This window comes from Janthinobacterium goodfellowi (assembly GCF_051380695.1).
Taxonomy (GTDB): domain Bacteria; phylum Pseudomonadota; class Gammaproteobacteria; order Burkholderiales; family Burkholderiaceae_D; genus Janthinobacterium.
This window is the reverse complement of record NZ_JBNYXN010000001.1, coordinates 588,379-601,893: the sequence shown is the minus strand read 5'-3', so window position 1 is coordinate 601,893 and position 13,515 is coordinate 588,379. Positions and strand designations below refer to the sequence as shown.

General features: G+C 66.2%; 9 protein-coding genes. All 9 read right to left on the bottom strand.

Translation table 11 applies throughout. The features are described 5' to 3' along the window. Window positions 1-191: 191 nt before the first annotated feature. A complete protein-coding gene (locus ACQ4WQ_RS02710; protein ID WP_436494504.1) occupies window positions 192-563 on the bottom strand; it encodes a KGG domain-containing protein in 372 nt (123 codons plus the stop codon). 193 nt (window positions 564-756) lie between these two features. Further along, entirely contained in the window at window positions 757-1,431 is a 675-nt protein-coding gene (pdeM, locus tag ACQ4WQ_RS02705; protein ID WP_436494502.1) for a ligase-associated DNA damage response endonuclease PdeM, read from the bottom strand. Further along, window positions 1,428-3,893 carry a ligase-associated DNA damage response DEXH box helicase gene (locus ACQ4WQ_RS02700; RefSeq protein ID WP_436494500.1) on the bottom strand — a complete coding sequence of 822 codons (2,466 nt, stop codon included), beginning with the start codon at window positions 3,891-3,893 and terminating at the stop codon, window positions 1,428-1,430. Before ACQ4WQ_RS02700 ends, pdeM begins: the two co-directional genes overlap by 4 nt. Continuing rightward, entirely contained in the window at window positions 3,890-5,530 is a 1,641-nt protein-coding gene (locus ACQ4WQ_RS02695) for an ATP-dependent DNA ligase (RefSeq protein ID WP_436494498.1), read from the bottom strand. The genes ACQ4WQ_RS02700 and ACQ4WQ_RS02695 overlap by 4 nt, the downstream gene beginning before the upstream one ends. Further along, window positions 5,523-6,563, bottom strand: coding sequence for a ligase-associated DNA damage response exonuclease (locus tag ACQ4WQ_RS02690; protein ID WP_436494496.1), 1,041 nt, complete (start codon window positions 6,561-6,563; stop codon window positions 5,523-5,525). Before ACQ4WQ_RS02690 ends, ACQ4WQ_RS02695 begins: the two co-directional genes overlap by 8 nt. Window positions 6,564-6,650: 87 nt before the next feature. After that, the gene (locus ACQ4WQ_RS02685) at window positions 6,651-8,342 is read right to left on the bottom strand and encodes a RecQ family ATP-dependent DNA helicase (protein WP_436494494.1); all 1,692 of its coding nucleotides are present in this window, start codon (window positions 8,340-8,342) and stop codon (window positions 6,651-6,653) included. Window positions 8,343-8,448: 106 nt separating this feature from the next. Beyond that, complete coding sequence (locus ACQ4WQ_RS02680; protein WP_326457217.1) at window positions 8,449-8,847, bottom strand: MAPEG family protein; 399 nt, start codon at window positions 8,845-8,847, stop codon at window positions 8,449-8,451. Window positions 8,848-8,895: 48 nt separating this feature from the next. Continuing rightward, window positions 8,896-12,291, bottom strand: a complete 3,396-nt coding sequence (locus ACQ4WQ_RS02675) for a hybrid sensor histidine kinase/response regulator (RefSeq protein ID WP_436494492.1) — start codon at window positions 12,289-12,291, stop codon at window positions 8,896-8,898. Continuing rightward, entirely contained in the window at window positions 12,288-13,412 is a 1,125-nt protein-coding gene (locus tag ACQ4WQ_RS02670) for a hybrid sensor histidine kinase/response regulator (protein WP_436494490.1), read from the bottom strand. Before ACQ4WQ_RS02670 ends, ACQ4WQ_RS02675 begins: the two co-directional genes overlap by 4 nt. Window positions 13,413-13,515 lie beyond the last annotated feature (103 nt).

Sequence of the window (13,515 nt, the reverse complement as noted above, 5' to 3'; positions counted from 1 at the left end):
TCGTGAGTGCGATTTGACTGCGTTGACTGCGCGTGGGCCATGGCCGGCGCAGCTATTTCATCATAGTCCATGCCTGCTGCATTGCATCAAAATTTTGCGCTGACCAGCGCTAGCCATACGCGTGGCCCTGGCCAGCGGCATGCCTGCTTCCCGCCGGCCAGGGCCACTTGCGACTTGCGACTCAGCTAACGCTACTTGTTGCGCGACCCGGAGCTGGAACCGGAACCGCCGCTTTGCTTGTTGCCGCTGTCGCGGTTGCCCTCCTGGTTCATGCTGGCATTGTCGCGCGAAACGCTGGAGCTGGCGGCACTTTGCCGGTTCGCATCGTTCTTGTGGCTTTGGCTGCCTGCGCGGCGTGCCTCTTCCGACGTGAACTCATGCGCCGTGCCCTTTTCATGCGCGGCACGTCCGCCTTCGCTGGCAATTTCGCGCTGCTGGGCCGGGTCCATGGAAGCGAAGCCCCGTTTGCTGGTATCGCTTTGCTTGCTGCCGCCGCTGCCGCCACTGCTGCTGCCGCTACCGGTTTTACTACCTTGCTGTTTATTGTCGCTCGATGTGGCCATGATGATCTCCTTGATCGATAGAATCGAAAACAGTGCAAACCATGCAATTCTTCCCCCTCGCATGGCAAGGGAACAGTCATCTTAGTGCGCGCATGGGGTACAAGAAATAGGAGGATGGCAAGAGCGCATGTAGGATGAGTCCCGCCCACGGTGGCGTAGTTACTTTTAGTTTTACACCAAAAGTACCAGACACTCAGCAGTTGGCGGGGAGCGGAAAAATCGCCGCGTCGGCCGTCACGTACACGCGCTCGCCAGCGGCTGGCCGCACGGCATGGCCGCCCGTAAAGGTGCCAAACGAGGGCAGGATGGCGCGCTGCCGGCCCAGCAGGAAACACGGCAGGCGCAGGCCGCCCCGGTCTGCGCGCAAGTGGAACACGGGATGCACGTGGCCGGCCAGCACATAGCCGGGCGCCACGGTGTCCGGGTGATGGCAGAACGACAGCTTGCCCACCTGGTGCGGCTCGTCGACCATACGGATGCCCAGCGCGGCGGCCGGATCGCCCGCATGCGCGTCATGGTTGCCGCGCACCACCGTCAGGCGCAGGTCGGGATGGCGCGCGCGCCAGGCCAGCATGGCCGCCACGGTGGCCGCCGCATGGGCGGCGCGCGCATGCAGAAAATCGCCGAGAAAGACGATTTCCTCGCAGGCGTAGCTGGCCAGCAAGGCGTCGAGCGCCAGCAGGTTTTGCGTGGTGGTGCCGCGCGGTACGGGCACGCCCAGCGCGCGGAACGCGGCCGCCTTGCCGAAATGGATGTCGGCGATGATCAATATCCTGCGCGCCGGCCAGTACACGGCCTTGTGCGCCAGCAGCCAGACCAGCTCGCCGGCCAGTTCCACCGCGCAATGCGCTTGCTCCTGTCCCGTCATGCGGCCGCCTTTTCCAGCGCCAGCACCAGCCGCGCCACCCGGTCCGACAATTTTTCCGTCGTCAGCTGTTCGCGGAAGCGCTCGACCATCAGGCCGAAAGCAAATGGCGAGGCGCGCTCCAGCGGCTGCAGGCAGATGGTGCGTCCATGCAGCTCGCGCAAGGTGGCGCGCAGGCGCGTCAGTTCCAGTTCCTGCTCCAGCACTTCGCGCTGCGCCTGCGTGAGCAGCAAATTGGCCGCGTCGTGCTTGCGGAACACTTCAAAGAACAGCGAGGACGACGCCTGCAGCTGGCGCGCGCTTTTCGGCTGGCCCGGATAGCCCTGAAACACGAGGCCGGCGATGCGGGCGATCTCGCGGAAGCGCCGCTGCGACAGTTCCGTCGCGTTCAGGCTGGCCAGCACGTCTTCGAGCAGGTTGTCCGTGCTGAACAGGGTAAGATCGGCGCCGCTGGCGGCCGTCAACAGCGGGGCGAAATCGATATCGTCCGCGCCCAGCAATTCAAAGCCGTAATCGTTGACGGCGATCGACAAGGTGGCCGGCTGCACGCGCGCGATGCGGTAGGCCAGCAGGGATGCCAGGCCCAGGTGCACGGAGCGGCCAGCGAACGGATACCCGAACAGGTGATGGCCTTCGCGGCTGGACAAGGTTTCCAGCAAGAGGACAGAGCGCGTGGGCAGGCTGGACCATTTCTGCTGGATGGCCAGCAGCGGCGCCAGCGCGCGCATTTCCGGCCCGCTGGCCTTCCCTTCCTGCGCCAGCTGCAACTGGTCCAGCACGGCGTGCGCCAGTTCCGACGACAGCGGCATCTTGCCGCCCTGCCAGCGCGGCACGGCGCCGCGGCTGCCCGTGGCCCGCCGCACGTACGCCGTCATCTCATGCACGCGCACGAATTCCAGGATGCGCCCGCCAAACAGAAAATGGTCGCCCTGCTTCAGGCGCGCGATAAACGATTCCTCGATGCTGCCGATCCGTCCGCCGCCGAGGAACTTGACCTGGATCGCCGCCTCCGAGACGATGGTGCCGATGCTCATGCGGTGGCGCCGCGCCAGCGCCACATCCGGCACGCGGTAGACGCCTGCATCGTCCGGCAGCACTCTGCGGTATTCCGGGTACACGGTCAGGCTTTGCCCGCCGCGCGCGACGAAATCGAGCGCCCATTGCCACTCGTCCGGCGTCAGCTGGCGATACGACCAGGCCGCGCGCACTTCGCGGTACAGCGCCGGCGAGTCGAAACCGCCGCCCAGCGCGATCGTCACCAGGTGCTGCACCAGCACGTCGAGCGGCTTGTCGGGCACGGGCCGCGCTTCCAGGTGGCCCTGCGCCAGGGCAGCGCGGGCGGCCGCCGCTTCCAGCAATTCCAGGCTGTTGGTCGGTACCAGGGTGACGCGCGAAATGCGCCCCGGCGCGTGGCCGCTGCGCCCGGCCCGCTGCACCAGGCGCGCGATGCCTTTCGCGCTGCCCACCTGCAGCACCCGTTCGACGGGCAGGAAATCGACGCCCAGGTCCAGGCTGGACGTGCACACGACGGCTTTCAGCTCGCCCGTCTTCAGGTGCTGCTCGACCCACTCGCGCACTTCGCGGTCCAGCGAACCGTGGTGCAGGGCGATCAGGCCCGCCCAGTCGGGCCGCGCATCGAGCAGGTGCTGGTACCACAGCTCGGCCTGCGAACGCGTGTTGGTGAACACCAGCGTGGTGGCGCTGCCCTCGATCTCGGCGATCAGCGGCTGCAGCATCTGGATGCCCAAATGCCCGCCCCAGGGAAAGCGCGTGGGATTGACGGGAATCAGGCTGTCGACGAGGATGCGCTTCTTGATTTTGCCTTCGACCAGCACGCCGGCGTTTTCCTCGCCCAGCAAGACGTCCTGCGCCTGCCGCAGATTACCCAGGGTGGCCGACAAGCCCCACGTCATCAAGCTTCCATTCCAGCGGCGCAAACGGGCCAGCGCCAGCTGCACCTGCACGCCGCGCTTGCTGCCCATCAATTCGTGCCACTCGTCGACGATCACCGTTTCCAGCAGGCTGAAGCGTTCCTGCGCGTCCGCCTGGCTCAGCATCAGGGACAGGCTTTCCGGCGTCGTGACGAGCACCTCGGGCCAGGACTTCGCCTGCCGCGCCCGCTGCGCGGCGCTCGTGTCGCCCGTGCGGGCCTCGATGCGCCAGCCGGGCGCCAGCGTTTCGCCGGACGCCTGCAGCGCGCGCACCGTGTCGGCCGCCAGCGCCCGCATCGGCGTGATCCACAGCACGCGCAAGCCCTGCCTTTTCCCCTTGCGCGCCAGCCGCTCGGCGCGCAGCAAGGCGCCGAACCACACGGCGTAGGTCTTGCCGGACCCGGTACTCGCATGCAGCAGGCCGGACTGGCCCTGCGCGCCAGCGCGCCAGACGGCGCGCTGGAAGGGAAAGATCGTCCAGCCGCGCGCGGCAAACCACGCATCGATGCGCTGCGCCAGCATGCTTTTGCTCATGTGGTCTGGGCCAGCATGGCCTTCAGGGTGGCCAGGGTATCGGCGTCGGCGACTGTCTTGTCTTCGCGGCGGCGCAGGATGCGGGGAAAGCGCACGGCGATGCCCGCCTTGTGGCGGCTGGACGCGGCGATGCCCTCGAAGCCGATCTCGAACACCATCGTCGGCTGCACGCTGCGCACGGGACCGAATTTTTCTATCGTCGTCTTGCGGATGGCCGCGTCGACCTGGCCGATTTCCGCATCCGTCAAACCGGAATACGCCTTGGCGAACGGTACCAGCTTACGCTCCCCCTGCTCGCCCTCCTCCACTTCATCCCACACGGCAAACGTGTAGTCCGTGTACAGCGAGGCGCGGCGGCCGTGGCCCGCCTGGGCGTAGATCAGCACGGCATCGATGGCATACGGATCGATCTTCCATTTCCACCACGTGCCCACATCCTTGGTGCGGCCCACACCATACGCGGCCGACACGGCCTTGAGCATCAAGCCTTCCACGCCGCGCGCGCGCGATTCCTCGCGGATGGCGGCCAATGCCTCCCAGCTGGCCGCTTCAACGCGCGGCGACAGGCGCAGCGCGGGAGAGTGCACGCCGGCCACGACGGTTTCCAGCAGCGCGCGGCGCTCCAGCTGGGGCAGTTGGCGCACATCCACGCCATCGAGTTCCAGCACATCGTAGGCCACCAGCACGGCGGGCAGCTCGGCCAGCAACTTGGGCGACACGCTCTTGCGGCCCATGCGTTGCTGCAAATCGGCAAATGGCGCCGGCACGTCGCCCGGCTGCCAGATGAGGATTTCGCCATCGAGCACGGTGCCCTCCGGCAAGGCCAGCTGCGCCAGTTCGGGAAAGCGCTCCGTGATCAATTCCTCGCCGCGCGACCACAGCCAATTCACGCCATCGCGGCGCAGCAGCTGGGCGCGCATGCCGTCGTACTTCCACTCGGCCAGCCAGCCGGCGGGCTCGCCCAGACTCTCCGGCGGCGCCTGCAAGGGGTGCGCGAGGAAGAACGGATACGGCTGGCCGCCGCGCAGCGCATGTTCGCCCTCCGACTGCGCGGCGATCAGTTTCAAGAATCCCGCGCCCGTGGGGTTGACCTTGCCATCGGTCCAGCCCATCAGGCGCTGGGCGATCAGCTTGCTGTCGACGGCGGCGATCGATGCCAGCGCGCGCGTCACCAGCAGTTTCGACACACCCACGCGAAAGCCGCCGCCGATCAGCTTGATCAGCAGAAAGCGTTCGCGCGTTTCCAGCTCGTCCCAGTACCCCAGCAGGGCGGCGCGGATGGCGTCGGGCGCCGCGCCGCGCAACGGTGCGATGCGCTGCTCGATCCACTCTGCCAGGCCGACGTCGCTGCGCCTGGCGGGCGCGGGCAGGATCAGGGCGATGGTTTCGGCCAGGTCGCCCACGGCGTGATAGGCCTCGTCGAACAGCCAGGCATCGAGGCCAGCCCGTTCGGTCGCGTATTCGCGCAGCAATTTGGTGGGCACGGCCTGGCGCGGCTTGCCGCCGGCCAGGAAATACACGGCCCAGGCCGCGTTCTCGGGCGAGGCGCCGCGAAAATAGGCTTGCAGCGCCGCCAGCTTGCGGCTGGTGGAAGTCGTCTCGTCGAGTTCCGCGTACAGCCGGGCAAAGTCACGCATGGCTGACGTCCTCCGCCGCCATGGACGCAACGGGCGCACCGTCATCGGCCTCGTCGTCGCCGTATTCCGTCTCGAAGCCGCCCGCCTGCCAGCCGTTCTGCTGCAGCCAGCGCACCATCACGGGGATCGAGCCATGCGTGACGATGATGCGTTCGGCCTGAGTGGCCGTGATCGCTTGCATCAGGCCGGGCCAGTCGGCATGGTCGGACAGCACGAAACCGCGGTCCACGCCGCGCCGCCGGCGCGCGCCGCGCAGCAGCATCCAGCCGCTGGCGAATGCATCGCTGTAGTCGCCGAAGCGCTTCATCCACGGCGAGCCGGCGGCCGACGGGGGCGCGATCACCAGCGCCGTTTTCAATGCAGCCTTGTCCGTCACCTCGCCCACCATCACGGTGGCGGGCAAGGCCACGCCCGACTCGCGGTAGACCTGCGTCAATGCCTGCGCCGCGCCATGGCAGATGAGGGGGCCGATGCTGGCATCGAGGCCGGCCAGGATGCGCTGCGCCTTGCCGAAGGCATAGCAGAACAGCACGCTGGTGCGCCCTTCGGCCGCATTCCTGCGCCACCACTGATTGATGTCGTCGTAGATTTCCTGCGGCGCCTGCCAGCGGTAGATGGGCAGGCCGAAGGTCGATTCCGTGATGAAAGTGTCGCAGCGCACGGGTTCGAACGGCAGGCAGGTGGGATCTGGCTGCAGCTTGTAGTCGCCCGACGCCACCCACACTTCGCCGCCGTGCTGCATGCGCACCTGGGCCGAGCCGAGCACGTGGCCGGCTGGATGCAGCGACACCTGCACGCCGTGGTGTTCGATGCTGTCGCCATACGCGAGCGCCTGGATGGACACGGGGCCCAGGCGCGCGCGCAGCACTTGCTCGCCGGGAGCGGCGCACAGGTAATGCCGGTGCCCGACGCGCGCATGGTCGGCGTGCGCATGCGTGATGATCGCGCGCTCGACGGGGCGCCACGGGTCGATGTAGAACTGACCCGGCACACAGTACAAGCCTTCCTTGCGCACCACCACCATGTCTGCCATGCCCTGCTCCCTGCGTTAATACGCGTTGGAATGGGCTGATTCTAGCGCTCTTGCGCCAGATCATCTGTCAGACAGCGCACACTGGGTTCACGCCGGTGCGACAAACTCGGCCATGAAGGTGCGCGTGGTGTTTTCCGGAAAGGCAATCGTGACCTGGTCGCCCGCCACCGACAGCACGGTGCCGATCTGGTAACGGGGCACGCGCACGCGGCTGCCGACGGCGATCTGCGGCGCTGGCGGCGGCGATGGCGCTTGGGACGGGACCGGGGGCAACTCGTCGAGGGAAATGGGCGCGGCCAGCGCGGGCGGCGACAGGCAATTGTCGCAGGTGCAGCAGCGCTCGAAATCGCCCGCGTCGCCAAAGTAATCGAGCAGCAGTTTCCAGCGGCACAAGCCGCTTTGCGCATAGCCCACCATTTGTTCGAGCGCCTGCTTGTCGCGCTCCTGCTTGTCGACGTAGATCTGCGCCAGCTGCGCATACGAAGGCGTAGCGACCGAGGGCGCTTTCAGGCTGTAGCCCAGCTTGCGGTCCTGGCGCAGCAGCTTGCCGTCTTTCAACAGTTTCAGGCACACCTTCAGGTGGCCGTCGGAAAACTCGGGCAAGCCCGCTGCCAGCGCGGCAAAAGTGAAGGTGGCCGGCAATTCTTGCGCTGCCGCCACGATGGCGGCCAGTTCTTCCGCCGTCGGGTAATGCTTGACCAGAAAGAATTGCTGGACCCGCTTGTCTTCCTGGAAGTACAGCAAGGTGCAGTCGGCGGGCAAGCCGTCGCGCCCCGCCCGGCCCGATTCCTGGTAGTACGCTTCCAGGTTGGCCGGCACCTGCAAGTGGATGACGAAGCGCGTGTCGGGCTTGTCGATACCCATGCCAAACGCGTTGGTGGCCACCATGATGCGGCGCTCGCCGCCCATGAACAAATCCTGGTTGTGCTTGCGCTCGCGTGCCGCCAGCTTGCCGTGGTAGCAGGTGACGCTCTCGCCCAATTCCTCCAGCCGCGCCGCCAGGTCTTCGACGGCCTTGACGGTGGCCGCATACACGATGCCCACGCCGGCCGTTTCGCGCAGCAGGCGCAGGACCGCATCCTGTTTTTCTCCGGCATTCGTGACCTGGATCACGCGGTAGCGCAGATTGGCGCGGTAGATGCCCGTATTGATGACGTTCAGCTTGCGCGCTTCCAGTTGCGCGTCGATATCGACCATCACTTCCCCGGTGGCCGTGGCCGTCAAGGCCAGCACGGGCGGGCGGCCCAGCGCGCGCAGGGCGGCGGCGATTTCCAGGTAGGCGGGACGGAAGTCGTGGCCCCACTGGGAAATGCAATGGGCTTCATCGATGACGACCAGGCTGGGCGGCGCGCCGGCCAGCAGGGACAGGAAGGCGGTATTGGCGAGGCGTTCCGGCGTGCAAAAGATGATGAGCCGGCCACCTTGGGCGATGCGGGCGATGGCGGCATCCTCGTCGGCGCGCGACAGGCTGCTGTTGAGCTGCACGGCCGTGATGCCCAGTTCGTGCAGCTTTTCCAGCTGGTCTTTCATCAGTGAAATCAGCGGCGACACGACCAAGGTCGCGCCGGGCAGCAGCGCGGCGGGCAACTGGTAGCACAGCGACTTGCCGCTGCCGGTGGGCATGATGGCCAGGGTGTCGCGCCCGGCCAGCACGCTGTCGATGACGTCCTGCTGGCCCGTGCGCAGCCGCGCCACGCCAAACACGGAGCGCAGCAGGCGCTGGATCTTGCGCTGGCGGGCGCTGCCCGTATCTTTCACTGCAGAGGTAGTAATCGCCATCGTCGTCCGGTCCCTGACATGCCGGCGCCAATTGCCAGCTTGCCGCCACTTTACGGCCGGGCCTGGCGCACCGCCATAGGACGGGCACCACCGCTGGCGTAGGAATTCAGGAAGCGAACAGGATGGCCCAGAACAGCATCAGCAGCCCGGCAATCGACACGCACCACACGAGCGTGCGCACGACGGGCACGCCGAATGCGTACAGGGGCAGATACAGCACGCGGGCGGCCAGATACAGGGCCGCGCCGTACAGGGTCAGCGCGCTTTCCTGCGCCGTCACGTGGGCGATCAGCACGGCGGCGGCAAACAGGGGCAGGGTTTCGAACAGGTTCGCCTGGGCACGCTGCAAACGGCCCGTGATCTTGCCCACGGGCGGCCCGTCGCCGTCACGCGCGCTCACGTTATAGGCCGTGCCCGTTTCGCGCGTGCGAAACAGCGCGGGCAGCAGGATTTGCACCAGCGCCAGCACCAGGGTACAGGCCAGCATCGTCAGTTCAGGGGTCATGCCTTACCTCTGCAGGTGAGACGGGCGGGCCGAAGCGGCGCGCGCCCGTCAGGGTTGGTCGAGTGCCGCTTGCAACTCCATCAAATCATAGGGCTTGCGCAAGACGCTGGCGGAAAAGCCCAGCTCATCCATCGATTCCTTGCCATAGCCCGTGGAAAAGATGATGCGCATGCCCGGTTTATCGCGCAGCACCATGCGCGCCAGCGCGATGCCGGACATGCCGGGCAGGCTGACATCCGTAAACAGGATATCGAAGTCTTGCTCGTTAAGCAATTTCCACGCCGCCTCGCCATCGGACACGCCGCTGACCGTATGGCCCAGCATGCCCACCAGTTCGCACACCATCAGCTGCGAATCGAGGTTGTCTTCCACCACGAGTATCTTCATCGATGTCGGCATGTCCCCCTGCGGTTCCGGCACATGGCCCGTCAAGTCCAGCCCCGGCGTGCCGCCTCCCAGCACGCTGGGCGCCAGACTGCCCGTTGCTGGCGTGCCCGTCACGGGCGCGCCGGACCGTTCAAACTGGCGCGCGCGCATTTGCTGCTGGCGGTTGGCCAGCACATGGCGCAGCTTGCGCGCCAGCTCTTCGCGCCGGTATGGCTTGCTGAGCAATTCCACTCCCGCATCAAGACGCCCCTCATGCACGATGACATCCTGCGCGTAGCCCGAGGTAAACAAGACGGCGATATCGGGCTGCAACTCGCGCGCCTGGCGCGCCATCTCCGTGCTGCTGACAGGACCGGGCATGATCACGTCCGTAAACAGCAAGTCGATCTGCGCGCCGCTGTGCAACACGGCCAGCGCGCTTTCGCCATCCTCGGCCTTGAGCACCTTGTAGCCCAGCGCCCCCAGCATATCGACCACGGTGGTGCGCACGCCCACATCGTCTTCCACCACCAGCACGGTTTCCGTGCCGCCCGTGACGACGCCGCTCAATTCCAGTTCCTCGTCCGCCTCGGCCATCAGGGAACGGGGCAAATAGATTTTGACTCCCGTGCCCACGCCAGGTTCACTGTAAATGCGGATATGACCGCGGCTCTGCGTGACGAAGCCATACGCCATCGACAGGCCCAGGCCCGTGCCCGCGCCTTCCGGCTTGGTGGTGAAGAACGGCTCGAACGCGCGCTGCAGCACGGCGCCGCTCATGCCGCGGCCCGTGTCCGTCACCGACAGCATCACGTACTGGCCCGCCGGTACGTCGACCAGGTTGTGCACATACTGTTCGTCGAGCACGACATTGCCCAGCTCGATGGTCAGCTTGCCCACGCCATCCATGGCGTCGCGCGCATTGATGGCCAGGTTCAGGATGACGTTCTCGATCTGGCTGCGGTCGACAAGGGTATTCCACAGCCCGCCGCCGCCCACCAGCACGATGTCGATCGCTTCGCCCAAGGCGCGCCGCAGCAGCGCATCCATGTTGCGCACCACGCGCGCCAAGTCGGCCACCACGGGTTGCAACGGTTGGCGCCGCGCAAAGGCCAGCAGGTGCGACGACAGCTTGGCGCCCCGCTCGACGGCGGCAATCGCCGTATCCAGGCGCTGGCGCATGAGGCCATCCGTGCCCGCCAGGTGCTGCAGCAAATGCAAATTGCCGGAAATGATTTGCAGCACATTGTTGAAATCGTGCGCGATGCCGCCCGTCAGCTGGCCCACGGCTTCCATCTTTTGCGCCTGGCGCAAGGCGTCTTCGGCCTTGGTGCGCTCACCGACTTCCTGTTCGACCCGGTGCTCGAGCGTTTCGTTCAATTCATGCAGCGCTTTTTCCACGCGGCGCCGGTCCGTGATGTCCGTCTTGACGGCGATCAGGGACCGCGTATGACCCTGCTCATCGACGAGGCGGCTGACATTGCTCGACACCCACACTTGCGTGCCGTCGGGCTTCAGGTAGCGCTTTTCCAGCGAGAACGACTCGCCCGTTTCCACCAGACGCTGGAACAGCACGTTGTTGCCAGGCACGTCCGCCGGATGCATGATGTCGTTCATGTTCAGGCTCAGCAGCTCTTCGGCGGAACGCCCCAGCATGCAGCACAGGGCGCCGTTGACCCGCTGGAAACGGCCATCGAGGCCCAGCTCGGACAAGCCCACGGACGCCTGGCCGAAAATGGCCGCCATGCGCTCCTGGCTGGCGTTGAGTTCATCCTCGATCAGGCGCCGCTCCGTCACGTCGAACGACACGCCCACGTAGCGGCGCTGGCCTGGCACGCGGCCGGCCACCACCTCGCCCTGGCGCGCGATCCAGCGCAGCGCGCCATCGGCGGGGCGGCGGATGCGGTACTCCACGTATTCGAGCGGATTGGGCGCCACGTCAAGCTTGCTCGGTCCGACCTTTTGCTGGTCGCGCGCATCGACCAGGCTCACCAGCAGGCGTTCCGTCACTTCCACCTCGTCGGCAATGCCCCACAGGCGGCGGAACGTGGGCGACACCACCATCGCGCCCGTCTCGGGGAACCATTCGAAGGTGCCGATGCCGCCCGCCTGCTGTGCCAGGCGCAACCGCTCCTCGCCTTCCATCCGCTCGGTGACGTCGATGCCTTCGACGAGGATGCCCGTCACCGCGCCCTCGTCATCCTTGATGGGCTGGTAGACGAAGTCGATCTGGCGCTGGCCCGTCTGCCCGTCCGCCGTCTGCAAATCCACCTTCACCTGGCGCCCCTCGAACGGTTCGCCCGTGCGATAGACCTGGTCGAGCAGTTCGATGAAACCTTGCGCCTTAACTTCAGGCAAGGCCGCTTCGACTGTCTTGCCCAGCACATCGCGGTGCCCCACCAGGCGCAGATAATGCTCGTTCGCCAATTCGAACACGTGCTGCGGCCCGCGCAGCAGGGCCATGAAGCTCGGTGCCTGCTGGAACAGGGCGCGCAGCAGCGCGCGCTCCTCGCCCAGGCGGCGGTTGGCTGCGCGCACGGCTTCGCTCTCGGTCTGCAAGGTGGTGTTGAGTTGGCCCAGCTCGGCCGTGGCCAGCTTCAGCTGGCGCCCTTCCTCCATGCGCGCCGTCAATTCCACCGCCGTGCACAGCACGCCGTCCACCTGGCCGTCGGCGCCATGCACGGGCGTGTAAAACAGGTCGAAACAGACGTCCGTGCGCTGTCCGTCGCGCAACAGCGGCAAACAGCACTCGCGGTGCACCTGCGTCTCGCCGCGCAATCCCGCTTCGAGGATGCGCGCGTTCCAGTCCCAGATTTCGGGCCAGACGGCCGGCACCGTGCCACCCAGCGCCGCCGGATGGCGCGCACCGGCGATCTGGATGTAATCGTCGTTGTAAATCATCACGTGCTGCGGGCCCCACATCAGCACCATCGCCATCGGCGAATTGAGCACGATGTCGACGCTGGTGCGCAGGTGGGCGGGCCAGCCATCGATGGCGCCCAGGCTGGTGGCGGACCAGTCGTGCCGGCGCACCAGTTCCCCCATGCCGCCGCCGCGCGGCAAGGCTGGCGCGCTCATGTCGCCCGTCCCGCTTGCACGCACACCTGGCACTGGCGCGGGATGCGCACGGTCGCCAGCGTGCCCTGGGCGGCCGTCGAACTGATCTCGACTGTGCCGCCGTGGGCCTTGACGAACATGTTTACCGTGTACAGGCCCAGTCCCAGGCCCTGCCCCGTCCTGCGCTTCTCGCCCGCCTGCTGGAACGGTTCGAACAGGGTCGGCAACAAGGCGGCGGGGATGACGCCACGATTGGCGATGCGCAACTCAATGCTGTCGGCGGCGCGCCCGTCGAGGGCCAGCTGCACGGGCGAGCCCGCCTCGCCATGCGTGATGGCATTGCTTAACAGATTCGAGATGACTTGCGACAGCAAGCCCGCATCGCATTGCCCGTGCAGCTCGCCCACGCTGCTGACCTCGACCAGCGGCGCCTGGCCGGCCGTCTCGAATTCCTCGACGATGGCGCGCGCCAGCGCCAGGTAGTCGTGCGTGCTGCTGCGCAATTCCATCGTGCCGGAGCGGATGCGCGCCAGGTCCAGCAACTGGTCGACCATGCGCGCCATGCGCTTGGCGCTGCTTTCGATGCGCTGTGCCGTGACAATCACCTTCGGGTGGTCGCTCATCATCGGCAACAGCATGGCGCCATTCATGACCACGGACAAGGGCGTGCGCAAGTCGTGCCCCAGCACGGCCGTGAACAGTTCATTCAAGTGCAGCGCATGCTTGAGCTCGTCGAGCTGGGCCGACAATTCGCGTTTTTGCCGGTACAGCTGGACCAGCACGGCCACCTTGCTTTGCAAGGCTTTCACGTCGATGGGCTTGTACAGGAAATCGACGGCGCCTGCCTCGTAGCCGCGGAAACTGTAGCTCGGTTCGCGCGATGCGGCCGTGAGAAAAATCAGGGGAATGCTGCGCGTGCGCTCGCTGCCGCGTATCAGCTCGGCCAGCTCGAAACCATCCATCTGCGGCATTTGCACGTCGATCAGGGCCAGTGCCACTTCATGCGTCAACAGCAATTCCAGCGCTTCCGCGCCCGAGCTGGCCTTCAGGATGACAATGCCGGGCCGTGCCAGCACGGCTTCGGCGGCGACCAGGTTTTGGGCGATGTCGTCAACGACGAGGATATGAATAGGGGCGGTCACGGATCAGTCTTCAGGCATCGTCAAGGCAGTGCCATAATATTTTGATATGGAAATTAATATTGTTTCAGTCTTTGCATATATTACACGCACTGTCATGCTCCCA